Origin of the sequence: Kaistia adipata DSM 17808 (genome assembly GCF_000423225.1) — a bacterium.
GTDB lineage: Bacteria > Pseudomonadota > Alphaproteobacteria > Rhizobiales > Kaistiaceae > Kaistia > Kaistia adipata.
In genome coordinates, this window is the sequence record NZ_AUHO01000006.1 from 750369 (window position 1) to 776185 (window position 25817).

Annotated in this window: 23 protein-coding genes and 1 pseudogene; 6 read left to right on the forward strand and 18 right to left on the reverse strand. The window is 66.5% G+C overall.

Going from position 1 to position 25817, the window contains the following annotated elements; genetic code table 11:
* Positions 1-19: 19 nt before the first annotated feature.
* The 7 genes from G539_RS0103825 to G539_RS0103855 all read right to left on the reverse strand — a co-directional run bounded on the left by G539_RS0103825 (position 20) and on the right by G539_RS0103855 (position 7049).
* Positions 20-478 (reverse strand): VOC family protein, encoded by a 459-nt coding sequence (locus G539_RS0103825; protein WP_029074027.1) that lies wholly within the window; start codon positions 476-478, stop codon positions 20-22.
* A gap of 9 nt (positions 479-487) precedes the next feature.
* Positions 488-883 carry an SUF system Fe-S cluster assembly protein gene (locus G539_RS0103830; protein ID WP_029074028.1) on the reverse strand — a complete coding sequence of 132 codons (396 nt, stop codon included), beginning with the start codon at positions 881-883 and terminating at the stop codon, positions 488-490.
* 9 nt (positions 884-892) lie between these two features.
* Positions 893-2125: a cysteine desulfurase gene (locus G539_RS0103835; RefSeq protein WP_029074029.1), complete on the reverse strand. Its 1233-nt coding sequence runs from the start codon at positions 2123-2125 to the stop codon at positions 893-895.
* Positions 2122-3432: a Fe-S cluster assembly protein SufD gene (sufD, locus tag G539_RS0103840; protein WP_029074030.1), complete on the reverse strand. Its 1311-nt coding sequence runs from the start codon at positions 3430-3432 to the stop codon at positions 2122-2124. Before sufD ends, G539_RS0103835 begins: the two co-directional genes overlap by 4 nt.
* Before the next feature lie 16 nt (positions 3433-3448).
* The gene (gene sufC, locus G539_RS0103845; RefSeq protein ID WP_029074031.1) at positions 3449-4198 is read right to left on the reverse strand and encodes a Fe-S cluster assembly ATPase SufC; all 750 of its coding nucleotides are present in this window, start codon (positions 4196-4198) and stop codon (positions 3449-3451) included.
* A 165-nt stretch (positions 4199-4363) separates the two neighbouring features.
* Complete coding sequence (gene sufB / locus G539_RS0103850; RefSeq protein WP_029074032.1) at positions 4364-5839, reverse strand: Fe-S cluster assembly protein SufB; 1476 nt, start codon at positions 5837-5839, stop codon at positions 4364-4366.
* A 49-nt stretch (positions 5840-5888) separates the two neighbouring features.
* Positions 5889-7049, reverse strand: a complete 1161-nt coding sequence (locus G539_RS0103855; protein ID WP_029074033.1) for a cysteine desulfurase family protein — start codon at positions 7047-7049, stop codon at positions 5889-5891.
* Positions 7050-7271: 222 nt separating this feature from the next.
* Between G539_RS0103855 and G539_RS0103860 the strand changes: the two genes are divergently transcribed.
* Entirely contained in the window at positions 7272-7925 is a 654-nt protein-coding gene (locus G539_RS0103860; RefSeq protein ID WP_029074034.1) for an alpha/beta hydrolase, read from the forward strand.
* A 335-nt stretch (positions 7926-8260) separates the two neighbouring features.
* Here G539_RS0103860 and G539_RS27480 read toward each other — a convergent pair whose 3' ends face one another.
* The 10 genes and pseudogenes from G539_RS27480 to G539_RS0103895 form a co-directional block, all read right to left on the reverse strand.
* Positions 8261-8638: an outer membrane protein gene (locus tag G539_RS27480; protein WP_051231061.1), complete on the reverse strand. Its 378-nt coding sequence runs from the start codon at positions 8636-8638 to the stop codon at positions 8261-8263.
* A gap of 9 nt (positions 8639-8647) precedes the next feature.
* Positions 8648-9001: an outer membrane protein gene (locus G539_RS27485; protein WP_051231062.1), complete on the reverse strand. Its 354-nt coding sequence runs from the start codon at positions 8999-9001 to the stop codon at positions 8648-8650.
* 319 nt (positions 9002-9320) lie between these two features.
* Entirely contained in the window at positions 9321-9476 is a 156-nt protein-coding gene (locus G539_RS27490) for an outer membrane protein (protein WP_245576786.1), read from the reverse strand.
* A 7-nt stretch (positions 9477-9483) separates the two neighbouring features.
* Positions 9484-10050 (reverse strand): outer membrane protein, encoded by a 567-nt coding sequence (locus tag G539_RS23605; RefSeq protein WP_245576787.1) that lies wholly within the window; start codon positions 10048-10050, stop codon positions 9484-9486.
* Between the two features lie 197 nt (positions 10051-10247).
* Positions 10248-10976, reverse strand: coding sequence for an outer membrane protein (locus tag G539_RS0103875; protein ID WP_029074035.1), 729 nt, complete (start codon positions 10974-10976; stop codon positions 10248-10250).
* A 498-nt stretch (positions 10977-11474) separates the two neighbouring features.
* Positions 11475-12407 carry an outer membrane protein gene (locus G539_RS0103880; RefSeq protein ID WP_342665048.1) on the reverse strand — a complete coding sequence of 311 codons (933 nt, stop codon included), beginning with the start codon at positions 12405-12407 and terminating at the stop codon, positions 11475-11477.
* A 392-nt stretch (positions 12408-12799) separates the two neighbouring features.
* Positions 12800-13342 (reverse strand): annotated as a pseudogene (locus tag G539_RS23610) (outer membrane protein); the annotation flags it as partial.
* Positions 13343-13411: 69 nt separating this feature from the next.
* Complete coding sequence (locus G539_RS27495) at positions 13412-13603, reverse strand: hypothetical protein (protein ID WP_245576788.1); 192 nt, start codon at positions 13601-13603, stop codon at positions 13412-13414.
* A 579-nt stretch (positions 13604-14182) separates the two neighbouring features.
* On the reverse strand, positions 14183-14926 hold the full coding sequence (locus G539_RS0103890; RefSeq protein WP_156911777.1) for an RBBP9/YdeN family alpha/beta hydrolase: 744 nt from the start codon (positions 14924-14926) through the stop codon (positions 14183-14185).
* 90 nt (positions 14927-15016) lie between these two features.
* The gene (locus G539_RS0103895; RefSeq protein ID WP_035829943.1) at positions 15017-16132 is read right to left on the reverse strand and encodes an anhydro-N-acetylmuramic acid kinase; all 1116 of its coding nucleotides are present in this window, start codon (positions 16130-16132) and stop codon (positions 15017-15019) included.
* A gap of 319 nt (positions 16133-16451) precedes the next feature.
* Between G539_RS0103895 and G539_RS0103905 the strand changes: the two genes are divergently transcribed.
* Positions 16452-17513 carry a 3-deoxy-7-phosphoheptulonate synthase gene (locus G539_RS0103905; protein ID WP_029074039.1) on the forward strand — a complete coding sequence of 354 codons (1062 nt, stop codon included), beginning with the start codon at positions 16452-16454 and terminating at the stop codon, positions 17511-17513.
* Between the two features lie 179 nt (positions 17514-17692).
* On the forward strand, positions 17693-18946 hold the full coding sequence (tyrS, locus tag G539_RS0103910) for a tyrosine--tRNA ligase (protein ID WP_029074040.1): 1254 nt from the start codon (positions 17693-17695) through the stop codon (positions 18944-18946).
* Between the two features lie 294 nt (positions 18947-19240).
* Here the strand turns inward: tyrS and G539_RS0103915 are convergent, their stop codons facing one another.
* Positions 19241-22588, reverse strand: a complete 3348-nt coding sequence (locus tag G539_RS0103915) for a YhdP family protein (RefSeq protein WP_029074041.1) — start codon at positions 22586-22588, stop codon at positions 19241-19243.
* A 315-nt stretch (positions 22589-22903) separates the two neighbouring features.
* On the opposite strand from G539_RS0103915, the gene G539_RS0103920 reads away from it, so the two are divergent.
* From G539_RS0103920 to G539_RS27650, 3 genes are all read left to right on the forward strand, one after another.
* The gene (locus tag G539_RS0103920) at positions 22904-23371 is read left to right on the forward strand and encodes a peroxiredoxin (protein ID WP_029074042.1); all 468 of its coding nucleotides are present in this window, start codon (positions 22904-22906) and stop codon (positions 23369-23371) included.
* Between the two features lie 8 nt (positions 23372-23379).
* Complete coding sequence (locus tag G539_RS0103925) at positions 23380-24204, forward strand: ferritin-like domain-containing protein (protein WP_035829946.1); 825 nt, start codon at positions 23380-23382, stop codon at positions 24202-24204.
* A 101-nt stretch (positions 24205-24305) separates the two neighbouring features.
* A complete protein-coding gene (locus G539_RS27650) occupies positions 24306-25745 on the forward strand; it encodes a M23 family metallopeptidase (RefSeq protein WP_156911779.1) in 1440 nt (479 codons plus the stop codon).
* The last annotated feature ends 72 nt before the right edge of the window (positions 25746-25817 follow it).

The following is a 25817-nucleotide window of genomic DNA, read 5'->3' on the forward strand; positions in this document are numbered from 1 at the left end:
CGGCCCTTAAGATCGGCCCTTAGATCCCGTTCTGCAAGGCGCCGGCCGGCAGTTCGGAATCGTTCGACCATATGCCCGGCGTGGCGAGCTCGACCACATGGCCGTCGGGATCGTTGAAATAGAGGCTCTCGCCGCCGGCCGGCCACGCCATCTCGGCGGTGATGGCGACGCCCTTCGCCTTCAGGTGCTCGCGCCAGGGCGCGAGAGCCGCCTTCGGAATGCGGAGCGCGAAGTGATACGGCCCCGAGCCGTCATGCGCGGGTATCGTGCCGCCGGGCAGGACGACGTCCTTCAGCGTGGCGCCGCGCCGGAACAGGAGCAGCACGCTCGCCGGCCCCGCGTCGAAGGCGACCAGCCGGTCGTCCTCGATCAGGGCGCGCAGGCCGAGGATGTCGCGGTAGAAGGCCGCGGCGCGCGCGATGTCGTCGACATAGATCGCCGTCTCCAGCACCCCGGTGATCGGCGGCGCCTTGCCCATGGCGAGGCCTCAGTACCAGTCGAGCGCGACGCGCGCCTCGTCCGACATGCGGTCCTGCGACCACGGCGGATCGAAGGTCATGGTGACGTCGACGCGGCCGACGCCGGGGACGGCGCCGACGGCGTTCTCGACCCAGCCCGGCATCTCGCCCGCCACCGGGCAGCCCGGCGCGGTCAGCGTCATCTCGATCGCGACATTGCGGTCGTCGTCGATGTCGATCTTGTAGATAAGGCCGAGCTCGTAGATGTCGGCCGGGATCTCCGGGTCGTAGACCGTCTTCAGCGCCGCGACGATGTCGCCGGAAAGGCGCTCCAGCTCGTCGGCCGGAATGGCGGACGCCGGCGCGGCCGCGCTCTCCGCGACCGCCTCGGTCTTCTCTTCGCTGATCAGCGTGGCGTCGTCCATTTCAGGTCCTCATGCGAAGAAAGCATGCGCCTTGATCAGCGCATCGGCAAGGCGGTCGACCTCTTCGGTGGTGTTGTAGAGACCGAAGGACGCCCGACATGTGGAGGTGACGCCGAAGCGCTGCAAGAGCGGCTGGGCGCAGTGGGTTCCGGCGCGGACGGCGACGCCCTCGCGGTCGATGATGGTCGAGACGTCATGCGCGTGCGCGCCCGCCATCTCGAACGAGACGATCGCGCCCTTGTCCTTCGTGGTGCCGAAGATCTTCAGGCTGTTGATCGCCGAGAGCCGCTCATGCGCATAGTCGCGCAGCCGCTCCTCATGGGCGAGGATGCGATCGCGACCGATCCGCTCCATGTAGTCGAGCGACGCGCCGAGGCCGATCGCCTGGACGATCGGCGGCGTGCCCGCCTCGAAGCGATGCGGCGGCACGCCATAGGTAACATTGTCCTCGGTGACGTCGCGGATCATCTCGCCGCCGCCGAGGAAGGGCGGCATCACCTCGAGCAGCGCCTTCTTGCCATAGAGCACGCCGATGCCGGTCGGGCCGTAGAGCTTGTGGCCGGTGACGCAGTAGAAATCGACGTCGAGATCGCGGACGTCGACCGGCAGGTGCACGGCGCCCTGGCTGCCGTCGACCAGCACCTTGACGCCGTGGGCGTGGGCGATGCGGATCACATCCTTGATCGGGACGATCGTCCCGGTGACGTTCGACATGTGGGTGATCGCGACGATCTTGGTCCTCGGCGTGATCAGCTTCTCGAACTCGTCGAGCAGGAAGGTGCCGTCGTCGGCGATCGGCGCCCACTTGATCACCGCGCCCTTGCGCTCGCGGAGGAAGTGCCAGGGCACGATGTTGGAGTGGTGCTCGAGAATGGAGAGGATGATCTCGTCACCCTCGCCGATCTCCATCGCGCCGAACGAGGAGGCGACCAGGTTGATCGCCTCCGTCGACGAGCGCGTGAAGAGGATCTCGTCCACCGAGCCCGCGTTCAGGAAGCGGCGCACGGTTTCGCGCGACGCCTCATAGGCGTCGGTCGCGACATTGGACAGGTAATGCAGGCCACGATGGACGTTGGCGTAGTCTTCCGAATACGCCTTGGTCACCGCGTCCAGCATCGCCTGCGGCTTCTGCGCGGAGGCGCCATTGTCGAGATAGACGAGCGGCTTGCCATAGACCGTCCTCGAAAGGATCGGAAAATCGCGCCGTATCGCCTGAACGTCATAGGCACCCAGTTCGCTCATTTTGCCTCTTGCCCACGGTTCGCGAGCCAATCACGGGCGATCGCCTCGAAGGCGTCGCCGATGGCCTCGTCGCCCAGCCCCTCGATCGCCTCGGCCAGGAACGCCGTCACGAGCAGCGTCTCGGCCTCGGGTCGCGAGATGCCGCGCGACAGCAGGTAGAACAGGATGTCCTCGTCGATCTCGCCGCTGGTGGCGCCATGCGCGCACTGGACGTCGTCGGCGAAGATCTCGAGCTCCGGCTTGACGAAGAACGAGGCGTCCTCCGACAGCAGGAGGCCCTGCGTCATCATCCGGCCATCGGTCTTCTGCGCGGCGGGACGCACGTTGATGCGACCCTGGAAGACGCCTTCCGAACGCTCGTCCATGACCGCCTTGAACAGCTCGCGGCTGGCGCAGTTCGGCACGGCGTGGTCGACGGTGAGCGCGATGTCGGCGTGCTGCTTACCGCGCACCATGGTGGCGCCGAAGAGCCCCGCGCGCGCATTCTCGCCGGCAAACGCCAGGAAGGTCTGCGAACGCGAGATCGAGGCACCGGTCATCAGCGTCAGATGATCGAACTCGGTCTCCTCGCCGATCGACACCGAGAAGGTGCCGAGATGCACGGCGGCGGCGCCCTCGAGCTGCAGCTTGGCCCAGATCACCTTGGCGCGGTCGCCGACGGTCGCCTCGGTGACGATGTTCGCCTGGTAGGCGCTGTCGGCCGGGCCGACATGCGTCTCGAGGATACGCGCCGAGGCATCGGCGCCGATCGTCACGAGGTTGCGGGTGTGGGTCTGCAGCAGGCCGGTGGTGACATGCGCGATCTCGATGGCGCGCGCGATCTTCGCGCCCGCCGGAACATCGATCGCGACGCCACCGGTCATCAGCGCCGCGTTGAGCGACACCACGGCGTCGTCGAGCGTGGCGATCTCTCGGCCGATCCGTTCGTCGCCCTCGCGCAGCAGCTCGGCGAGCGGCCGGACCGTCACGCCGTCGATGCCCGAAAGGTCCGAAAGCTCCGGCCGGTAGGCGCCGTCGACGACGACGAGGCGGGCGCGGTCGAGGCCGGCCAGCGGATCGACGATGGCGGGCAGCTCGGCGCGCTCGCTGACGAGCGGCGGCACGGTCCGAAGCAGGGCGCGCAGGTCGGTGTAGCGCCAGGGCTCGGTGCGGCGATGCGGCAGGCCGGCCTTCTGGAAATCGGCGAAGGCGACCTCGCGCGCGGCGGCGACCGACGGCGAGCCCGGCAGGCGGGTCCGGGCCGCGGCGAATTCGAGCGCCAGCGTGTCTTCAGCCTGGGTGCGCAGGATGCGCGGTTCGGCGTTCATGAATAACCCTCCCCGCTCAGGCCGGCTCGCCGGCGTAGTCGGCGTAACCCTTGGCTTCCAGTTCGAGCGCCAGCTCCGGACCACCGGTGCGGACGATGCGGCCGGCCGACATCACATGCACCTTGTCGGGCACGATGTGGTCGAGCAGGCGCTGATAATGGGTGATGACCAGCATCGAGCGATCCGGCGAACGGAGCGCGTTGACGCCCTCGGAGACGACGCGCAGCGCGTCGATGTCGAGGCCGGAATCGGTTTCGTCGAGGATCGCCAGCTTCGGCTCGAGCAGCGCCATCTGCAGGATCTCGTTCCGCTTCTTCTCGCCGCCGGAGAAGCCGACATTGAGCGGACGACGGAGCATTTCCTGAGTCACGTTCAGCTTTTCCGAGGCGGCCTTCACGCGGCGCATGAAGTCCGGCGTCGTCAGCTCGTCCTCGCCGCGCGCCTTGCGCTGCGCGTTGAGAGCGGCCTTCAGGAAGGTCATGGTGGCGACGCCGGGGATCTCCAGCGGATACTGGAAGGCGAGGAAGACGCCCGCCGAGGCGCGCTCTTCCGGCGCCGTCTCGACGATGTTCTCGCCGTCGAAGATGATCTCGCCGTCGGTGACGTCATAGCCATCGCGGCCGGCCAGCACGTAGGAAAGCGTCGACTTGCCGGAGCCGTTCGGCCCCATGATCGCGTGGACCTCGCCGGTCGGGACGACCAGATCGACGCCGCGCAGGATCTCCTTGCCGTCGATGGAAGCGTGCAGGTTCTTGATCTCGAGCATAGTTTTGTTCCGTTCAATTCGTGTTTCCGAACCGCCGCCAGGGCGATCGGGACGCGCGCATTTCCGGGTGATGGTCCAAGCAGCGGACGGGCCGCGACCGGCCGGAAACGCCTGTGGCATCCCGACCCTCCCCGCTCCCGGGGAGGGTTCGACAAGACTGGGGCGTTAGCCGACCGACCCTTCGAGGCTGATCGAGATCAGCTTCTGGGCCTCGACCGCGAATTCCATCGGCAGCTGCTGGATGACGTCCTTGACGAAGCCGTTGACGATCAGCGCCACGGCCTCCTCGGACGAAAGTCCGCGCTGGAGGCAATAGAACAGCTGGTCGTCGGCGATCTTCGACGTCGTCGCCTCATGCTCGAACACCGCGCTGGCGTTCTTCGACTCGATGTAGGGCACGGTGTGCGCGCCGCACTGGTCGCCGATCAGCAAGCTGTCGCAATTGGTGAAATTGCGCGCGCCCGACGCCTTGCGGTGCGCCGAGACGAGGCCGCGATAGGTGTTGTCGGAGCGGCCGGCGGCGATGCCCTTCGAGATGATCCGGCTCTTCGTGTTCTTGCCGAGATGCAGCATCTTGGTGCCGCTGTCGACCTGCTGGTAGCCGTTCGAAACCGCGATCGAATAGAACTCGCCCTGGCTGTCGTCGCCGCGCAGGATGCAGGACGGATACTTCCAGGTGATCGCCGAGCCGGTCTCGACCTGCGTCCACGAGATCTTCGAGCGGTCGCCACGGCAATCGCCGCGCTTGGTCACGAAGTTGTAGATGCCGCCCTTGCCTTCCTTGTCGCCCGGATACCAGTTCTGGACGGTGGAGTACTTGATCTCGGCATCGTCCAGCGCGATCAGCTCGACCACCGCCGCATGCAGCTGGTTCTCGTCGCGCATCGGCGCCGTGCAGCCCTCGAGATAGGAGACGTAGGCCCCCTTCTCGGCGATGATCAGCGTACGCTCGAACTGGCCCGTATTCCGCTCGTTGATGCGGAAATAGGTCGACAGCTCCATCGGGCAGCGGACGCCCTCCGGCACGTAGACGAACGATCCGTCCGAGAAGACGGCCGAATTCAGCGTCGCGTAGAAATTGTCGGTCACCGGCACGACGGAGCCGAGATACTTCTTCACGATCTCCGGATATTCGCGGATCGCCTCGGAGATCGAACAGAAGATGACGCCGGCCTTCTTCAGCTCGTCCTTGAAGGTCGTGACGACCGAGACGGAGTCGAACACCGCGTCGACGGCGACGCGCGAACCCGCGCCCTCGACGCCGGCCAGGATCTCGCGCTCGCGCAGCGGGATGCCCAGCTTCTCATAGGTGGCGAGCAGCTCGGGATCGACTTCGTCGAGCGACTTCGGACCGGCGGTGCTCTTCGGCGCCGCGTAATAATGCAGGTCCTCGAAATCGATCTTCGGGTAGTGGACGCGCGACCAGGTCGGCTCCGTCATGGTCAGCCAGCGCCGATAGGCGTCGAGCCGCCATTCGAGCATCCATTCCGGCTCGTTCTTCTTGGCCGAAATGAAGCGGACGATATCCTCCGACAGGCCCTTGGGGGCGAGCTCGGTCTCGATATCGGTGACGAAGCCGTACTTGTACTGATCGACGTCGATCTGGCGGACCTGATCGACGGTCTCCTGAACTGCAACCATTCCCTACTCCATCCACAGCGGTTTCAAGGACCGCGGGTTGAGTGCGTTGTCATGCGGCGCGTGTCACGCCCGGCGCGAGCCGTCTCATGACACGTCCCCAGACCTCCGTAAATCTACGTATGTCGGCTTCGGTGGTTTCCCATCCGAAACTGACGCGGATCGCGGCCTTCGCCTGCGATTCGGGCACGTTCATGGCCCGCATCACATGCGAAACACCGACTTTTCCCGAAGAACACGCCGAACCGGCCGAAACCGCGACACCTTCGAGATCGAGCGCGATCACCAGCGTTTCCGCAGCGAGACCGTCGACGCTGAGCGACAGCGTCTGGGGGAGCCGCTCGGCCTCCCCGCTCAAGAGCACGGCCGGACCGGCCGCTTCGGCGATCTGGTCACGCCAGCCCGCCCATTCCTGCCGCCGGCCGAGATCGGCGCGGGCGAGTTCCGCCGCCACGCCGAAGCCGGTGATCGCCGCCACGTTCTCCGTGCCGGCGCGGCTGTATTTTTCCTGTCCGCCGCCGACGACCAGCGGCCGGGGCGACACAAGGTCGCCACCCAGCACCAGCGCGCCGGCGCCCTGCGGCCCGCCCAGCTTGTGCGCCGACAGCGTCAGGAGATCGACGCCGAGCGCCGCGACATCGACCGGGATGCGGCCCGCCGCCTGGATCGCGTCGGTATGGACCAGCGCGCCGAAGCGCCGCGCCAGCGCCGCGACCGCCGCCACCGGCTGGATCGTACCGGTCTCGTTGTTCGCCAGCATGACGGAGACCAGCGCGCGCTTGCCCTCACCGGCCAGCGCCGCGAGCTTCGCCTCGAGGTCGATGAGGTCGAGCCGGCCGGCGCCGTCGACGGCGACCTTCTGCACGCGATCGGCGCCGAAGCGGCCACCGGCGAGCACGGAAGGATGTTCCGTCGCGCCGACCAGCAGCGCATCGATCGCAATCTCGGCCGCGCCGACCCGCATCAGCGGCGAGAGCGCCGTGACGTTCGCCTCCGTGCCGCCCGAGGTGAAGATCACCCGCGTCGGATCCGCGCCGACCAGCGCCGCCACCTGACGCCGTGCCCGCTCGATGCGGGCGCGGGCCGCGCGGCCCTCGCCATGCACGGACGAGGCATTGCCGGTCGCGCCGAGCGCCTCGATCATCGCCACGCGCACCTCGGCACGAAGCGGGGCTCCGGCGTTGTAATCGAGGTAGAGGCGCGGCGCGGCCACGGCTGGCAGTCTCCCTTCACACCCCGGATGTCGCATTATGCTTGAAATCCGGACCCTGCCTCATGCTACAAGGCCCGCTACAAGGCAGGATCGACATCCAGCGCCAATTTCGAAGAATTCTAATGTGTTCTAGAAACCCTGAGCCTCAGAGTCAAGTTAGCATTTGGCTCTGATATAGGTCGCTCGTGGGGTTCTGAACAGATCGAAAGGTCCGAGGCCAAAATGCCCGAGGTTATTTTCACCGGCCCCGCAGGCCGCATCGAAGGCCGTTTCCAGCCGTCGAAGGAAAAGAACGGCCCGATCGCCATCATCCTGCACCCGCACCCGCAGTTCGGCGGCACGATGAACAACGCGATCACCTACCAGCTGTTCTACATGTTCGCGAAGCGCGGCTTCGCGGTGCTGCGCTTCAATTTCCGCGGCGTCGGCCGCAGCCAGGGCGATTTCGACCATGGCGAGGGCGAACTGTCGGATGCCGCGTCGGCGCTCGACTGGGTGCAGACCATCCATCCCGACGCGCGCGCCTGCTGGGTCGCCGGCTTCTCGTTCGGCGCCTGGATCGGCATGCAGCTCCTGATGCGCCGCCCGGAGATCGAGGGCTTCATCTCGATCGCGCCGCAGGCGAACCTCTACGATTTCTCGTTCCTGGCGCCCTGCCCCTCCTCCGGCCTGATCGTGCATGGCGACCAGGACAAGGTGGCGCCGCCGAAGGACGTGCAGACGCTGGTCGACAAGCTCAAGACCCAGAAGGGCATCGTCGTCGAGCAGCAGATCATGCCGGGCGCGAACCACTTCTTCGAGGGCCAGGTCGAGCCGCTGATCGATATCTGCGGCAATTACGTCGACAAGCGCCTGGCGGCGATCCAGGCCGGCTGATGCCGGCGCTCGACCGCGACGCCCGATAGCGCCGCATCGAGCCCGGCCGACCGAACGAAAGACGGCCCGGTCGCGCTCGCGCCCGGGCCGTTTCCTTTTCCAACCGACCTGGAAGCTCCCCGCCGCCATGCCGCGGACGCACCCCAACGCCGGCCGACCCGCGCAGCGGAGGGCACCCGCGCCGGCGGACCTGCGCCACCCGGCAAGCAGGCACGAAGACAAGACACGCAGACAAAAAAGGGCCCCGCCGAAGCGGAGCCCTTTCCCCCGTCTCCATTCAGCCCCGCGCGGCGCGACCCGGCAGCCGCGTCGAAGGCGCGCCCCGCGCCCCGTCGTCAGAACTTGTAGCTCAGACCGACCGTGACGGCGGTCTGGTCCCAGCTCGAATCCACCGGACCTTCCCAGAGCTCATAGGTCTTGCTGCCGAAATCGGTGTAGCGGATCTCGGCGCGGGCGATCCAGTTCGGCGTGAAGGCGTATTCGGCGCCGATGCCGATCGTCCAGCCGACATGCGTGTTACTGTCGTCGGAGCTGTAGGATCCTTCCCAATCACCGACACCGCTCGACGTCATCTTGGCGTCGGCAAAGGCGACACCGCCGGTGGCGTACATCAGGAAGTTGTCGACGGCATAGCCGGCGCGCAGCCGCAGCGACGCCTGCCAGTTGCTTTCGAGCTCCAGAGAGCCCACGAGGTAGTCGTCCAGGCCCGGCACGTAACCAGCTTAGCCTTCGCTGCCGGAGATGTTGGTGTAGTCGATGTCGCCCTCGATGCCGAAGACGAACTGGTCCATCTGCCAGTTGTAGCCGCCATGTACGCCGCCGATGAAGCCGTCCATGTTGAAGCTGTCGCCCGGCGTACACTCGAAGCTACCTTCGCAATCGAACAGATTGCTCTGGTTGTCGTCCTGATTGCCCCAGGCGTAGCCGGCATGGACACCGGCATAGAAGCCGGTCCAGCTGAAGGGTGGCGGTGCCTCGATCACCGGCACGGGCGCCAGGTCGGCGGCATTCGCCGCACCGAGGCCCAGGGCCAGCACGGAAGCGGCGGTCATGGTCGCGAATGCGTATTTCATCATCGGCCCCTCGTCACGACGGTGCACTTGAGAATGCGAATTCCCATCCATCGCTGGTACTGTATCAGCATAGATCCAAACAAACTGTTGCAGACTCATCGCACAGAAAGCAAAAAGACATAGATCTCCAAGCGGAAGCCACAACTCCGACCAGATCAAATTTCTAAGGTGATCATATTATATATCGTCTCATGCAGATGAGGCCGCAGCCCTCGCGACGGCCTGCGCGCGGCGGACGGCCCCACCACATCGGGAGCCACCCTTCCCGACAAGAGAGGCCGCAAGCGGACGCCTCGGACGATTGCCCGATCCGCGGCGACGATCAGAACTTGTAGTTCAGGCCCGCCTTGAGGGTGTGGAAGGCCGCATCGACGCCGGTATGCCCATTCTGCTCGGGCAGGACATTGTAGCCATCATGCTCGAGACTACCGAGATCGACATAGAGATACTCGGCCTTCAGCGTGATGTTCTTTGTCACGCCATATTCAACACCAGCGCCGGCCGTCCAGCCCCCAGCGCGTATCCGAGATCGAGTGGCCATTGTCGGGCTCACCGGATTTGTAGACGCTCGCCTTGACGTCGCCATAGGCCGCGCCGCCGGTGCCATAGACAAGCAGATTGTCGAAGGCATAGCCGAGGCGGCCGCGCAGCGTTCCGAACCAGTCGATCTTGGCCTCGAGGCCATAGCTGAAGTCGCCCTGGCGCTCCTCGAAGCTCGCCTTGATGCCGGAGGCCGCGAGGTCGGCCTCGGCGCCGACCACCCAGTTCGGCGCGAACTGCCAGTTGTAGCCGACCTGCGCGCCACCGAAGCCGCCAAAGGCATTGTCACTCCAGTCGACCGCGTAGTCGCCGGCATCATTGACGAAGCTGGTGTCGAAATCGCCACCGCCGATGCCGCCATGGACGCCGACATAGAAGCCGGTCCAGTTGAACGCCGCAGGAGCCTCCACCACGGGCGCCGGCTCGTAGGTGAGGTCGGCGGCCCGCGCGCCCCCCACGCCGAGCACCAGGACGGAAGCCATCGTCGCACCGCGCAGCATCGATCGGGTCATGGGAGCCTCTCAGGGACAGGGGTAGGCCAGATGCAATCGCGGACAACGGATCACGCCAGCCGGTCGACGGAGACCGGAATGCGCGAGACACCTCGGCACGCGAAGCTCGCAGGTCGTGGTGGGAAGTCCGCGTCCCCGCCGGCAAATCCGCATGTGAAAAGGGGCTTCGCGCCGCGAAGCCCCTCTCCCGTTCGGGATCAGAACTTGTAGTTCAGGCCGACCTTGAGGGTATGGAAGGCGACATCCGTGTCGAACTGACCATAGTCATCCTCGGCGGCGTTGTAGGCATTCTGGTGAATGCTGCCGAGGTCGACATAGAGATATTCGGTCTTGAGCGTGATGTTCTGCGTGATGCCATATTCGACACCGGCGCCGATCGTCCAGCCCCAGCGCGTATCAGAGAAGGAAGAGCCATAGGATTCGTTGGGATCGGAATAGTTGGTCGAGACTTCCACGTCGCCATAGGCCGCGCCACCCGTGCCGTAGACGAGCAGATTGTCCCATGCATAGCCGATACGGCCGCGCAATGTGCCGAACCAGTCGACATTCGTGCTGATGTTGTAGGAAGAGCCGCCCGCATAGTTCCAGTCGAAGTTCGACTCGATGCCGGAATAGGCGATGTCGGCCTCGACGCCGGCGACCCAGTTGGGCGAGAACTGCCAGTTATAGCCGATCTGGGCACCACCGAAGGCGCCGAAGGCATTGTCGTTGTAGTCGACGCTGTAGTCGTCGAACTCTTCGGTGAAGGTCGTATCGAATTCGCCACCGCCGATGCCGCCATGGACGCCGACATAGAAGCCGGTCCAGTTGAAGGCGACGGGCGCCGCCACGGGGGCGGGCTCATAGGTCAAGTCAGCGGCCTGCGCGCCGGCGACACCAAGCGCCAGGACGGAAGCCATTGTCGCAGTACGGAGAATGAACGCCATCATATGCCCCTTCGCGGATGATCGGGCACCCGATGGGGAGATCCGGGGGATCGGGCGCCTCAGGGCATCACGATAGCGCGGCGGAGCGGAATTGAGTGTTGCCGAATCGCACCACGAAAACCAAAGATGACGCTGGGGAAGGAAACGCTTCGTAAGTACGAAGAATGACCTCGCCTATCAATTCCCAGCCAAACACTTCTCCAGAAACATGGATTCGGCGCTGATCCGACAGAAACGGCGCCAGCGCCCCCCAAATTTCGGCGGGCGATTATTTTGCATCGCCACATATCGACACCGGATTCCGCCACGCAGCACACCAATCCTCGGATGCACCGACCGCCGCACTCACACCCAGGAGTAGGCAATCCGCCGCAGGGCCACCGGAATCTTGCGGGATGATTCAAACATCCCGGTTTCGCCCTCGCCCGTTTCCAGGGGAGAGGAAAAGCTAAAAGGCGACGCGGCGCCCGGACCGACCGAGCGCCGCGCCAAATGCGATCAGAACTTGTAATTCAGGCCGACCTTGAGCGTATGGAAGGCGGTGTCGACACTCACATCGCCGTTGTCGTAGTCCCAGTTGAAATCGGCGTTGTTCGCCGTCACACTTCCCAGATCGACGTAGAGATATTCGGTCTTCAGCGTGATGTTCTTGGTGATGCCGTATTCGACACCGGCGCCAATCGTCCAACCCCATTTGGTATCGGACTCAGAGAAGCTGCCCCAAGTGTCGTCGTCATTGTAACCATACGATCCCGACAGCTTGACCTTGCCATAGGCCGCACCGCCGGTGCCGTAGAACAGGACGTTGTCCCACGCATAGCCGAGGCGTCCACGCAGGGTTCCGAACCAATCGATCTTCGCCTCGTTGTTCTCGAACCAACCATCGGAATAGGTCTCATTGTGCTCGGCCTTGATGCCGGACGCCGCGATGTCCGCCTCGGCACCGACCACCCAATTGGTCGCGAACTGATAGTTATAGCCAATCTGCGCGCCGCCGAAGGCGCCAAAGGCATTGTCACTGAAGTCGTAGCCATATCCGGAGAACGCGAAATCAGCGGGGCCCTCTTCATATTCGTATTCACGGAAGCTCGTATCGAAGTTGCCGCCGCCGATGCCAGCATGGACGCCGACATAGAAGCCGGTCCAGTTGAAGACCTCCGGCGCGGCGGGAACCGGTTCGTAGGTCAGGTCGGCAGCCTGGGCCGTCGCGGCGCCGAGCGCGATGACAGACGCCATGGTTGCAGTGCGAAGCAGATGGTTCATGAGGGGGCCCTTTGCATCCAGTTGAACGGACCGGGCGACGAATTCCAGCTTGCCGAAACGGCACGTCACCCGCCTAGATTGCAAGGATAGCCAGCGTTTCAACGGATTGTCTGTGACGAAAATGTTACACACAGCCGCGAGTTGACGCAGCGGAATCAGTAAATTCATAAGGCATATCAATGACTAACCTTATGGATTTCCGGTCAAGCCCTTGAGATGGATCGAAATCCGACCCGCAATTGCAGGTAGTCTCACCCCTGCGGCTGGCGCGCCCCCGCTCGCGACATCCCGCGACAATTCTTGCGCCAAGCCTCGGGATCACGCCCTTCCGAAGGCGCCCCTTCCCCTGGGACATCCGTCAGCCGTCGCTCGACCGAATCATCCCACCCAGACGGGCCGCCGAGCCCGGCCGGGAACGGAAAGATCCGCCTCCGCGCGAAGCGAACGGATCGCCGACCGCCGAAAACAAAACATCCGGGGCGCGTTTTCCGCGCCCCGGATGGGAGAACCGGCCAAGGACAGGCGAGGAGACGAGCCGGGCTCGCCCCACGCTCCGACGATCAGAACTTGTAGTTCAGGCCGGCCTTGATCGTGTGGAAGTTGGTATCGACGTCGGCGGAACTCGCCTCGATATAGCGCCAACCGGTGTCACGAATCACCGTTTCGCCCGCGACGTCGGAGCTACCGAGATCGACATAGAGGTACTCGGCCTTCAGCGTGATATTCTTGGTGATGCCATACTCAAAACCGGCACCCGCCGCCCAGCCCCAGCGAGTGTCAGAGCTTGAGCCGCTGAGCACATTGCTCCCATCGTCGTAGTTGATATTATACGATGTCTTCACGTTGCCGTAGGCCGCGCCACCCGTGCCGTAGAACAGCAAGTTGTCCGCCGTGAAGCCGAGGCGACCACGGATGGTGCCGAACCAATCCACTTTGGTCTCGACGCCGATGTCGAGCGGTCGAGTACTATTGCCCCAACTCGGAAGATCGAAATGCGAGGATGAATCGCTCTTGATGCTCGCCGCTGCGATGTCCGCCTCTACGCCGACCAGGAAGTTCGGGCCAAACTGGTAGTTGTAGCCAACCTGCACGCCGCCAAAACCGCCATTGGCGTTCTCGTCACTGCTGCTAGCGAAGTCCGTGTACTGCCAGCCGTTGCCAGCCCACCGGTCCTAAAATCCACTCAGCGAGTAGTCGTTCTTGCCGGCGGCCAGACCGCCATGGACGCCGACATAGAAGCCGGTCCAGTTGAACATTTCCGGCGCCACCACGACGGGCGCCTCGACCAAGTCCGCCGCCTGGGCGCCCGCGGCACCCAGGGCAAGAACCGAAACCATCGTCATTCCACGCAGGATTGCCTTCATGCTCAGCCCCATCGGTCAAAGATACTCCGGGCGATCCATTACAACCCAAGATCGCTCTGATTGCTGGAAGCTAGCGAATCGACACACGGAGCGCTGTTGCCAAAATGCACCAGCCATGCGCAATTGACGTAGGGTTTCCGGACTCTTTCAGTATATACCGGGAAGCACCCCGCCCGGCGCGAGCACAACCTATTGATGCCATTGGCAATATTTCCGATTGTAGTTCTAAAATCGAAGCAATTCGGCTCGGATCGAGCCAGGGCGCGCCGCGATCCATTCCAGCGCCGGAATGACGACGGACGGGCACGATCGACGCAGCCACCGGAACGCGCGGCCCAGTTTCGGGCTGCTGGCCGCCACACCGGACGCGAATCAGCTGCGCGCCAAGCCGGCTGTACAAACGAAAACGGCCCCGCCAGGCGGAGCCGTTCGAGGATGCCGGTAGCAGCGCCAGCCCGTCGGGAGGGCTAGGGGCGCCGCTGGCGGGACCGCAGCCGGGCGCAGTCATGACCGCCCAGCCGCCCGCCTCAGGAAGGGAAGCCGCGGCGTGGGCGGAGCCGCGGAACGCGACAGCCCGCCTCAGGCGTCCGGCTTGCCGCCCTTGCCCTGCGGCTTCGGCCTGGCGCCGACGAGGCGGGCGATGTCCGTCACGACCTGCTGATGCAGGACGCGGTTCTTTTCGATGTCGAAATGGGACAGCTGCGCCTTGATGTCGTCGCGCTTGCGCACGTCGGAATTGACGACGCGCTTGCCGGCGCCGGGCGGCACTTCGAGCGCCGAGCTCCAGCCATTGTTCGACTGATAGAGGTTCAGGTAGCGCCGCACGCCGGGGCCGACCGGACCGGAAGTCGTCGGATCGAAGGTGACGACGAGATCGACGGGAACGCCGTTGCGCACCAGCTGCTGGCTCATGACCAGGACGGCATTGGCGCCGAGCGAATGGCCGACGAGGACGACCGGCCGGGTCTGCTTCGGATTGGCCTTGTACTTCGCCGTGATGTCGGCGGCGACCCGCGGCCAGTTGGCGTGGTTGAGAACCTTGTTGGGAATGCCGCGCGAGGCCAGCTCCTTCGACATGTCGTCCATGCCGAGGGAGAACACGTTGGCGAGGCCACGGAACAGGTAGACCTGCGGATCGCGCGCCGCCTTGGCGGGCTTGGCTTTCTTCGCCACCCGCGCCGGCTTGGCGGGCTCCGGCTTGGCCGGGTCCGACTGCGCCGGCGGCGACTGGGCCGGCGCCGCCACAGTGGCGGAGGCGAGCGGCGCGGCCAGGAGGGCGCCGACCATCAGCATGAAACAGAACTTCTTCAGGCGGCTCGGCATGCGCATCTCCCCAGTCATCAGGCGGCCGCCTTGCTTGCCGCAGGCGACACGATTCGTCCAATCCGGCGGCCAGAGCCGCCCGTTCGCAGTTCAGGCCACCGGCGCCGCCGGCTCGGCCAGGATGCCACCCGGCATCGGGTACGGCACCCCCGTCGTCTCCGGCAGGCTCAGCGGCAATCCGGCGACGCTGCGCGCCGCGAGATAGGCGAAGGCCTGCGCCTCGAGGAAATCGCCGGACCAGCCGAGCGCGTCGGCGGTCCGCACGCGCGCGCCGCTGGCCTCGGCGAGAAGCTTGAGGATGGCCGGGTTATGCGCGCCGCCGCCGCAGACGATGATCTGCCCGGCGCCGCCGGCGAGCGACACGGCGCGGGCAATCGTCTCGGCCGTGAAGGCGGCGAGCGTCGCCGCGGCGTCGGCGGTCGAAAGCCGCGCCACAGGCGCCCGCGAAAACGCGTCGCGGTCGAGCGATTTCGGCGGCGGCAGGTCGAACCAGGGATCGTCCATCAGCTCGGCCAGCGATTGCAGCTGCACCGTGCCGGCCGACGACAGCACGCCGCCGGCATCCATGGACGCGCCGGTGCGCTCACGCACCAGATCGTCGATCAGCGCATTGCCGGGGCCGGTGTCGAAGGCGACGATCGAGTCGTCGGCGCCGATACGGGTGACGTTGCCGACGCCGCCGATATTCACCACCGCGACATCGCCCGAAAGCCTGGCGGCGCGCACCAGCGCGGCGTGGAAGACCGGTACCAGCGGCGCCCCCTGCCCGCCCGCCGCCACGTCGGCGGCGCGGAAATCATAGACGACCGGCAGGCCGAGCCGGCGCGACAGCGCGGCGCCGTCGCCGATCTGGACCGTCAGCCGCCGGTCCGGCGCGTGAAACACGGTCTGGCCGTGGAAGCCGACGAGGGTGACGCGGGGCGCGTCGACGTCGTCGCGCGCAAGCAGCGCCTCGACCGCCTCGGCATGCGCCTCGGTGACGATGCGCTCGGCCTCGGCCAGCACGCCGGGGCGCGCGTCACGCCGGTCCAGCCGCGTGGCGGCCGCAAGCGCCGCGCGCAGAACGGCGCGCTCGTCCGGCGAATAGGGCCGGAAATGGGTGGGGCCGAACGCCTCGACCTCCTCGCCGTCCGTTGCGATCAGGGCCGCGTCGACGCCGTCCATGGATGTACCGCTCATGAGGCCGACAACGACGGTTCTGCGCATGGGTTCCCCCCGGAATGGTTCCAGAATCCGGGATACCCCCGGAAAGGACAGAGGCAAAGAGCAGATCGGCAACAGTCGGATCCTTTCGCACAAACATGCGGCCGGCCACGTGACAAATCGAATTGGCTGATCTATAGGGGCTGTCATGACTTTCGCCGCCACCACCTATGCTTGGTACTTTAGCTATCCGCTCGCCATGGCGGAGGTAGGGGTGCGCGCGGTCTAAAAACCGCAGAATGTCCCGAAGCCGCCAGACACCTGGCGGCTTTTTTTATGCCGCCGCCGGGTGCTTCCAATCCCAAGGAGCCACACCGTGCTGATGACCGACGACCTCCGTATTCGCGACCTGAAAGAGCTGAGCACGCCCGAGCAGGTGATGCGGGAGTTCCCGCGCACCGAGACGGCGTCCGAGACCGTGACCGCCGCGCGCCGCGCCGTGCACAACATCCTGAAGGGCGAGGACGACCGCCTGGTCGTCGTGATCGGCCCCTGCTCGATCCATGACCCGGTCGCCGCCATGGACTACGCCAAGCGCCTGGCGGAGATCCGGCCCTACCTCGCGGACCGGCTCGAGATCATCATGCGCGTCTACTTCGAGAAGCCGCGCACCACGGTCGGCTGGAAGGGCCTGATCAACGATCCCGACCTCGACGGCAGCTTCGAGATCGACAAGGGCCTGCGCATCGCCCGCAACCTGCTGGTCGACATCAACGACCTCGGCCTGGCCGCCGGCTCCGAATTCCTCGACATGACGACGCCGCAGTACTTCGCCGACCTGGTCAGCTGGGGCGCGATCGGCGCGCGCACGACCGAGAGCCAGGTGCATCGCGAACTCGCCTCCGGCCTCTCCTGCGCGGTCGGCTTCAAGAACGGCACCGACGGCAACGTCAAGATCGCGCTCGACGCGGTGCTGTCCGCCTCGCAGCCGCATCATTTCCTGGCCGTCACCAAGACCGGCCGCTCGGCGATCGCCACCACGGCGGGCAACGAGGACTGCCACATCATCCTGCGCGGCGGCAAGACGACGAACTATGACGCGGCCAGCGTCGACGACGCCGCCAAGGCCTCGGAGAAGGCCGGCATCACGCCGCGCATCATGATCGACGCCAGCCACGCCAACTCGTCGAAGAAGCCGGAGAACCAGCCGCTCGTCGTCGAGGACATCGCCCGCCAGCTCGAGCATGGCGACAACCGCATCATGGGCGTGATGGTGGAGAGCAACCTCGTCGCCGGCCGGCAGGACCTGGTCGAAGGTCAGCCCCTCGTCTACGGCCAGAGCATCACCGATGGCTGCATCGACTGGGACACCACCGTCGACGTGCTGGAGCGCCTCGCCGCCGCCGTCGAAACCCGCCGCACGGCCAACCGCCGCGCCGCCTGAGCCCGCGCTCGCTTCGCCGTTTCCGCGGAGACGGCGAAGCGTTCCCGATCCCGACAACAACCCGCTTCGCGCGAAAACGCGCGAGCATCGGGAAATTTCGCCGCCAACGGTGAAATTTCCCGCCCCGGCTGCTAGAAAGCGGCCCAACTCCTGAAACAAAGTCCAAAGGTCCGGCCGTCATGAGCGCCTTCAAGTCCGAGTTGATGCAGATCCTGACCGAGCGTGGCTTCGTCCACCAATGCTCGGATAGCGAGGGGCTCGACAGCCACTTCGCGGCGGGACCCGTCACCGGCTATATCGGCTTCGACGCCACGGCCTCCAGCCTGCATGTCGGCCATCTCGTCTCGATCATGATGCTGCACTGGATGCAGAAGACCGGCCATCGCCCCGTCGCGCTGATGGGCGGCGGCACGACGCGCATCGGCGACCCCTCGTTCAAGGACGAGGCGCGCAAGCTCCTGACCGACGAGATCATCGCCGAGAACCTCGCCGGCATCCGCGGCACGTTCGAGAAATACTTGGACTTCGACCGCGCCGAGAAGCCGGCGATCATGGCCAACAACGCCGACTGGCTGAACGGCCTGCACTACATCGACTTCCTGCGCGACGTCGGCCGCCATTTCTCGGTCAACCGCATGCTGTCCTTCGACTCGGTCAAGCTGCGCCTCGACCGCGAGCAGTCGCTGTCCTTCCTCGAATTCAACTACATGATCCTGCAGGCCTACGACTTCGTGGAGCTCAACCAGCGCCACGGCGTCACCCTGCAGATGGGCGGCTCCGACCAGTGGGGCAACATCGTCAACGGCATCGAGCTCGGCCACCGCATGCTCGACAAGCAATTCTACGCGCTGACGACGCCGCTGCTGACGACTTCCTCCGGCGCCAAGATGGGCAAGACGGCGAGCGGCGCGGTCTGGCTCAACGCCGACCTCCTGAGCCCCTACGAGTTCTGGCAGTTCTGGCGCAACACCGAGGATGGCGACGTCGAGCGCTTCCTGAAGCTGTTCACCGTGCTGCCGCTCGACGAGGTCCGCCGCATCGCCGCGCTCGCCGGCTCGGAGATCAACGAGGCCAAGAAGATCCTCGCCACCGAGGTGACGGCGCTGGCGCATGGCCGCGCCCAGGCCGAGCGGGCGGCCGAGACGGCGCGCCGCACCTTCGAGGAAGGCGCGCTGGCCGAGAATCTGCCGACGATCGAGGTCGGCGCCTCCGACTTCGCCGCCGGTCTCGGCGTGCTGTCGCTGTTCGTCCAGGCCGGCCTCGTCGCCTCCAACGGCGAGGCGCGCCGCCAGATCAAGGGCGGCGGCCTGCGCGTCAACGACCAGGCCATCACCGACGAGAAGGTGCTGGTCGGCCCCGACGCGCTGACGGCGGAGGGCGTGGTCAAGCTCTCGCTCGGCCGCAAGAAGCACATCCTGGTGCGCCCGGTCTGATCCGGCCGGCATCGTCGGAATCAACGAAGCGGCGCAGGCACCTGCGCCGCTTTTTTCGTATCTGGATTCAGGTCGCCGAGACGCCACGGGACGACGCCGCCTCGGGGATCCCCAGGCCCCTCCCTCGAGGCCCGGCTTCGCCGGGCAACTCTGGATGAGGGGCGGGCCTGCTCCTCCGTCCTGATCCGGATGCGCTTCGCGCGGCGAAGCCTCGAAGGAGGCGCCAGCGGAGCAGGCCTACGCGGAGGCAGGGCCGTCCTTCGAGGCACGACGACACTCGTCCTCGTTCCCGCGTCAGTTGATCGGAAACTCGAAGATCTTGCGGAAGATTCCGGGGGTGATGGCCGAGAGCGGATTGATCATCAGGCTCGGGCCGCTCATCGGGCCGTCGACCTTGAAGGTGACGCCGATCAGGCCGCCCTTGCTGCCGCCGCCGAGCGCCAGGCCGATGATGGGAAGCTTGCCGAACAGATTGTTGAAGGCATAGGCCGGCAGATAGGTGCCGGCCAGCGAGATCGTCTGCTTGGCGAGGTCGAGCGTGCCGTTGAAGGTGGCGCCGACGGAGGCGCCGCGCAGGATGGCGTCGTCGATGACCACCACCGAACCGCGCTTGGTGTAGTCGAGCCGCATGCGGTCGAACGGGACGTTGCCGGGGTCGACGCCGGTGCGGGTCGCCTGCGGGCCGGTGCCCGTCGTCGCCGAGACCAGGCGCGCCATGGACGGCTCGCCGACGATGCGGAAGTCCAGCACGTCGAAGATGCCGGAGAACGGCGCCCTGGCGCCGGCGCGCCGGCCCGTCACGGTCAGGCGGCCGCCGGCGATGCGGTTGTAGAGATCGACGAAGCGGAAGACGCTGCCGGCGTCGCCGGAATTGATCCGCAGTTCCGCCTGCTCGCCACCATCGGCGTAGGAGAGCGAGATGCCGCCGGTGTCGAGCACGCCTTCCAGCGTCGCCTTGCCGATCGTGCCGCCGCGCGACTGCACGCCGACCGACGCGTCGGAAAGCGTCGCCTGGTTGAAGCCGATCAGCGTCTTCACCTTGGCGTCGACGGTCAGGTCGGCCGCGTCCTCGCTGGGGCCGGTGGCGGACGACTTGTACTGCGCGATCAGGCCGCGCACATCGAAGGAACTGCCGCGCGCGACAATCGAATAGCCATTGCCCTTGCGGCGGAGATCGACGGAGATCTGGTCGCCCTTGCGCAGCGCCAGATTGTCGAGATCGGCGGAGACGAGGCCGAACTTCGAATCGAGCACGGCGCGGCCGCGGAAGCCGAAGCCGTCGCCCGTCGCGACCATGTTGTCGACGTTGAAGCCGTTCTTGCCGGGCCGCAGGTCGAAGCTGAGCTTGGCCGGGACGCCGATGCCCTTCGACCAGCCGACCGCCTGCAGAACGAGGCGCGCCTGCTTCAGGTCGAGCTCGTAGTGCTGGCCCTTGGAGCCGTCGCCGAGATCGGAGACGGTGGCACCGACCGTGCCGCCGATGACGTTGTCGAGGCCGATGCCGAGCTTCTTGCGCGCCTTCTCGTCGAGGCTGAGCGTGATCTTGCGCCGGCCTTCCTCCGTGTCGCCGTCGCCATCCGCGTCGCCGAGCGGCTGCGCCAGGTCGATCGCCGCCGTCACGCCGTTGATCGCCGCCTTGCCGTGGATCGAGACCTCGGCCGGCGTCACCGTCATGGTCAGCGCGCCATCCTTGATGCTGCGCCCGTCGATCGGATCGGCGCTGGCGAAGCCGGTCGTCTTCAGCCCGACGCGCCAGTCCACCTCGCTCGGCGTCAGGCCCGGCTTCAGCGGCAGCTTGATGGAGAGCGTGGCCCGGCCCTCGCCCGACAGGCTGGCGGGATTGATGTTGCGGCGCTGCATGGCGCGGATCGGCTCGCTGTCCGCGATCTCGGCCAGGGCGCCGACATCGCCCTCGATCTGCACCTCGACCTGGCCGTCGGGGAAGCGTTGCGCCGTGTTGGAGATGGCGAAGGCGCCCGCCGTCACGTCGACCGTCTTGCCGGACGGCGTGCTGATGCGGCCCTTCTCCATGTCGACGCCGAAGGTCGAGCCGGCCAGGACGGCATTGCCGCTGGCGCCGGAGATCGCCGGAACGTCGCCGAAGGTGGTGAAGGTGACGTCCTCGAGCCGCATGTCGAGACGCATGGCGTCCTCGGGCAGGACCACGCGCTCGCCGGTCCACAGCATGCCGGCGGGCACCGACGCCTCGAACCGACCCGCCTCCAGCGTGCCGCCGCGGATGTGCTGGAACACCCAGCGCCGCGCCGCGCCGGCGAGCACCGGCGGCCACATCTGCTTCAACGTCGAGATCGCCATCGGGGTGAAGGAGGCCGCCATGGCGAGCGAGGGCGTCGGCCCGTCAAAGCCGAGCGAGCCGGCGGCGGCGATCGAGCCGCCCGACGTGGTGATGACGGCGTCGGTGAAATCGACCCGCTTGGCCGGAACGTCGACGGTGCCGACGACAGCCATCCGGTCGGCGACGATCGGCGGCGCGTTGGCGTCCGGCGAATACAGCATCGCGTTGCGGCTCTCGAGCTGGAAGCCGTAGCGGCCATCCGCCGTGTCGGAGAGCGGCTTGACCTCGCCGGCGACGACGGCGCGCGTGTCGCCGAAGAAGAACGAGGACGGCTCGACGACGATGGTGCGGCGGGGCACGTCCCAGCGCAGCCGCACCGTCGCCTCGTCGAGCTGGATCTGGTCCTTGCCGAGGCCGGAGACGATGGTGCCGGCGCCGAGATCGAGGCGGACACTGGCGGCCTCGACCTCGCCCTTGCCGTTGAGGCGCACCGTGGCGCGGCCGAACAGCGGCACGTCGGATTGCAGCAGGCTTTCCGGCCGGCCGAGATCCGGATTGAGATCGGCCAGCGCGAGCTGGGAGAAGATCAGCGACAGCACGCGGTCGCCCGACTCCGCCTCGACCGAGCGCTCGGCGATGATGCCCCAGCGCCCGGCATAGCCGGAGGTATCGAAGTTGGCCTTCACCGTGCCGGTGTCGGAATCGACGGTGAGGGCGATGTCGGTGTGGCCGAAGGTGCGCTGCTGCAGGCGGCGCGCATCCCAGACCTGGATGGTGGAGGCGTCGATCGACAGGCGCTCGAAGCCGCGGTCGAGCGCGAACTCGATCGACGGATCGAGCGCGCTGTTCACGGTGCGGAGCGCCGTCAGGATGTCGGGGAAGCCGCCGTCGATCTCGCCGGCCGGCTCGACCTGGCTGGCCGGCGGCGTGGATGGCGGCGCTTCCGGCTGGCCCATGGCCGGGTTCACGGGCTCCGCCCGGTGGAGCGTGTTGGAGGTGCCGAGATAGACCCGGCCGGATTGGCTACGCACGACGGAGACGTCGGCATCCGAGACCTCGACGGTGCGGACATCCATGCGCAGGCGCAGCAGCGACAGCGGATCGAGCGCCAGCCGGGTCGAGGGAACCTGGGCGACGACGGCCTCGTCGCGGTCGCGCACCGTGATCTCGTCGATCGCCACCACCAGGCCGAGCACCGGATCGACATCGACCGTCGCGCGGCCGACCTTGACGCCGTAGTCGGGCCCGAGCCGCTGCGACAGCGTGGCGATGACGCGGTCGCGCACCATGTCGAGCTCGAGCGGCCCGACCACGATGATGGCCGCGAGCATGCCGACGATGATCATGACGGCGAGCAGGAAGGCCCCGAGCAGCCGCAGCAGCAGCCGCGGCCAGCCGCCTCGCCGCCTGGGCGGACGTTGACGACGGGGCCGATGCGCACGTGCCGATGGAAACTCGTCGAGGCGAAGTGTCAGCCGTCCAACCCCTTGTCATTCGCCGCCGATCCGGAAGCGTCGTCCAGCCCGCCGATCGGCACCATCGCGTCGGCCGGGCATCCGACGGGGATCACAACCGGATTTGCGAACAGAGCCAAGCCCCTCTTGCAAAATCCCCGTCAATTCTGCTTGTCACGCCAGAGAAGTGCGACGAAAGGAAGGCATATGCCCGCCCTGACCCCAGGCTCCCCCGCCCCCGATTTCGACCTGCCGACCGATGGTGGCGGCAGAATCAGCCTCGCCGATCTCCGGGGCCGCAAGCTCGTCCTCTATTTCTACCCGAAGGACAATACGGCTGGATGTACATTGGAAGCGATCGACTTCTCGGCCCAGGCCGCGGCCTTCGAGGCCGCCGGCGCGACCGTGATCGGCGTTTCGGCGGATTCGGTGAAGTCGCATGACCGCTTCAAGAAGAAGCACGATCTCGCGATCCGCCTCGCCTCGGACGAGGACAAGACCATGCTGGAGGCCTATGGCGTCTGGGCCGAGAAGCAGATGTATGGCCGCAGCTTCATGGGCATCGTCCGCACCACCTACCTGATCGACACGGCCGGCAAGGCCGCGCGGGTCTGGGAGAAGGTAAAGGTGCCGGGCCATGTCGAGGAAGTCCTCGCCGCCGCGCGGGACCTCTGAGCGCGCCGATGTCGATGGAACCTCGCAGCCTCGCCGCCGCCGCGGCCCGCATCGTCGCGACCGCCGACCTCGACGAGAAGGTGGAACTCGCCTTCGCCACCGCCAAGGCCTGGTTCGGCCGGCGCCTGTCGCTCTCCGCCGGCGCGCTCGACGGCCCCATGCCGGACCGGCCCGGGCGTCCCGCCAACCTCGTCCTGGTGCCGCCGCGCGACCTGCCGAAGCGCTCGGTCGTCTCGCCGACGGGCCGCATCGCCATGATCCACTCGCTCGCCCATATCGAGCTGAACGCGGTCGACTTGACCTGGGACCTGGTCGGTCGCTTCGTGCGCGTGCCGCTGCCGCGCTCCTTCTTCGACAACTGGGTGCAGGTGGGCCTGGAAGAGGCCAAGCACTACGCCCTCCTCGCCGACCGGCTCAAGGATCTCGGCGCCGCCTATGGCGACCTGCCGGCGCATGACGGGCTGTGGCAGGCGACGCAGGAGACCGGCCACGACCTGACCGCCCGGCTCGCCATCCTGCCGCTGGTGCTCGAGGCGCGCGGCCTCGACGTGACGCCGCCTCTGATCGACAAGATGAACGAGGTCGGCGACGCCGCCAGCGCCAACATCCTGTCGATCATCTACCGCGACGAAAAGCGCCATGTCGCCTTCGGCGCCAAGTGGTTCCGCTTCATGTGCGACCGCCACCGTCTGGCGCCCGAACCGACCTTCCGCCAGCTGGTAATCAAGCATTTCCGCGGCCCGCTGAAGCCGCCTTTCAACGATTCCGCCCGCGCCGAGGCCGGCATGACGCCGGGCTTCTACCGCCCGCTTGCACCACGCGCGGACGCCTGACGCCGCACCGTCAACCAAGCCTTAACCCTAACCGATTTTAATCGTGGCGAAGCGGTCGTGTCCTCGGCCATCAGACAACCGTCGCCATGGTTGGAACGTCAATGCCGAGTGCTTACCCGGAATCCCATCACCCTCTTCGCGTGGACCTCGTCCACCTGCTGCCCGAGCCGCCGCTGCCCGAACCCGCCCCGGTTCGGCAGTCGCGCCGGAAGCAGGCGAAGGCGGATAAGACCGCGCGCTCCGTCGCCGCGGCCGCTCCGCACGCGCCCCACAAGACCATCCATCTGCGGCCCCGCACCATCCTCCTGGGTGGCGTCGGCCTGTTCCTGCTCTCGACCGCCTATTTCGGCGCGACCGCCTATCTCGTCTATCGCGACGACCTGCTGAGCGCGGCGGCGGCGCAGCAGCAGGCGATCCTCGACACCCAGAATGTCCGCGAGGCCCGCGAGCTCGAGGCCAGCGCCATCTATGAAGGCCAGATCGCCGCGCTGAAGGACAAGATCGGCAGCCTGACCAGCGAGATCGACGAGCTCAACCACGCGCGCACGCAGGAGCAGTCGACCACCGACCAGAAGGTCCGCAACCTGCTCGATCGCCAGAAGGAGCTCGAGGCCCGGCAGAAGGCGCTCAACAAGCTGACCGAGGCAGCCCGCCGCGCCGGCATCGACGTGCCCGCGCCGGGATCGACCAAGGCCCGCAACGGCAAGAACCGCTCCTCCAAGCTCGACCTCGATTCGACCGTCACCGGCTCGATCAGCCCGACCGTCGCCAAGCCGGTCGCGCGCTTCGCCGACATGGGGCTTCGCGCCCGCGGCAAGGGCCAGGCCGCCGAGATCGTCCCGATGCCGCCCGATCCGCGCCTCGCGCCGATCGAGAAGCAGATCGCGACGATGAAGGCGGACCAGGACGCCGTGGTAATGGCGATGTCCGGCAAGATCACGACCCGGTCGCGCAAGATCGAAACCGTGCTGAAGGGCCTCGGCCAGCGCGTGCCGAAGGGTCGCAACCAGGATGTCGGCGGCCCCTTCGTGCCGGCGACGGCCGAGGATCTCGACTTCAAGAGCGAGGTCGCCTCGCTGACTCAGGAATTCGACCGATTCGCCAAGCTGCGCTCGATCGCGCAGGGCCTGCCGCTGAAGCGCCCGATCGGCAACGCGGACATCTCGAGCCGCTTCGGCGCCCGCAAGGACCCGTTCCTCGGCCGCGCCGCCATGCATACCGGCATCGACTTCCGCGCCCCGACCGGCCTGCCCGCCAAGTCGGTCGCCGACGGCACGGTGATCGCCGCCGGCTACAATGGCGGCTACGGCAACATGGTCGACGTCGACCACGGCAACGGCGTGGTGACGCGCTATGGCCATCTCAGCAAGATCGCCGTCAAGGTCGGCGAGAAGGTCGTCGCCGGCCGCCGCGTCGGCAATGTCGGCTCGACCGGACGCTCGACCGGCCCGCATCTCCACTACGAGATCCGCATCAACGGCAAGGCCATCGACCCGATGAACTATCTGCGCGCCGGCCAGGAAATCAGCGCCTGGCTCTGACGAAGGGGGAAGGTGGCGCCTACCGCCATTCTCCCCGCCGAATTGATACCGGTCCCGGCCCGAACCTCCTGT

Coding starts and splice junctions, on each gene's coding strand:
- G539_RS27495 (WP_245576788.1), bottom strand. CDS start 13,603: ATGAAGGCAATCCTGCGTGGAATGACGATGGTTTCGGTTCTTGCCCTG.
- G539_RS0103830 (WP_029074028.1), bottom strand. CDS start 883: ATGGACGACGCCACGCTGATCAGCGAAGAGAAGACCGAGGCGGTCGCG.
- G539_RS0103825 (WP_029074027.1), bottom strand. CDS start 478: ATGGGCAAGGCGCCGCCGATCACCGGGGTGCTGGAGACGGCGATCTAT.
- G539_RS0103915 (WP_029074041.1), bottom strand. CDS start 22,588: ATGATCATCGTCGGCATGCTCGCGGCCATCATCGTGGTCGGGCCGCTC.
- G539_RS0103895 (WP_035829943.1), bottom strand. CDS start 16,132: ATGCGCAGAACCGTCGTTGTCGGCCTCATGAGCGGTACATCCATGGAC.
- G539_RS27485 (WP_051231062.1), bottom strand. CDS start 9,001: ATGATGAAATACGCATTCGCGACCATGACCGCCGCTTCCGTGCTGGCC.
- G539_RS0103860 (WP_029074034.1), top strand. CDS start 7,272: ATGCCCGAGGTTATTTTCACCGGCCCCGCAGGCCGCATCGAAGGCCGT.
- G539_RS0103890 (WP_156911777.1), bottom strand. CDS start 14,926: ATGCCGAGCCGCCTGAAGAAGTTCTGTTTCATGCTGATGGTCGGCGCC.
- G539_RS0103835 (WP_029074029.1), bottom strand. CDS start 2,125: ATGAGCGAACTGGGTGCCTATGACGTTCAGGCGATACGGCGCGATTTT.
- G539_RS0103905 (WP_029074039.1), top strand. CDS start 16,452: ATGACCGACGACCTCCGTATTCGCGACCTGAAAGAGCTGAGCACGCCC.
- G539_RS0103920 (WP_029074042.1), top strand. CDS start 22,904: ATGCCCGCCCTGACCCCAGGCTCCCCCGCCCCCGATTTCGACCTGCCG.
- G539_RS0103880 (WP_342665048.1), bottom strand. CDS start 12,407: ATGAATTTACTGATTCCGCTGCGTCAACTCGCGGCTGTGTGTAACATT.
- tyrS (WP_029074040.1), top strand. CDS start 17,693: ATGAGCGCCTTCAAGTCCGAGTTGATGCAGATCCTGACCGAGCGTGGC.
- sufB (WP_029074032.1), bottom strand. CDS start 5,839: ATGGTTGCAGTTCAGGAGACCGTCGATCAGGTCCGCCAGATCGACGTC.
- G539_RS0103875 (WP_029074035.1), bottom strand. CDS start 10,976: ATGGCGTTCATTCTCCGTACTGCGACAATGGCTTCCGTCCTGGCGCTT.
- sufD (WP_029074030.1), bottom strand. CDS start 3,432: ATGAACGCCGAACCGCGCATCCTGCGCACCCAGGCTGAAGACACGCTG.
- G539_RS0103925 (WP_035829946.1), top strand. CDS start 23,380: ATGTCGATGGAACCTCGCAGCCTCGCCGCCGCCGCGGCCCGCATCGTC.
- sufC (WP_029074031.1), bottom strand. CDS start 4,198: ATGCTCGAGATCAAGAACCTGCACGCTTCCATCGACGGCAAGGAGATC.
- G539_RS23605 (WP_245576787.1), bottom strand. CDS start 10,050: ATGACCCGATCGATGCTGCGCGGTGCGACGATGGCTTCCGTCCTGGTG.
- G539_RS27650 (WP_156911779.1), top strand. CDS start 24,306: ATGCCGAGTGCTTACCCGGAATCCCATCACCCTCTTCGCGTGGACCTC.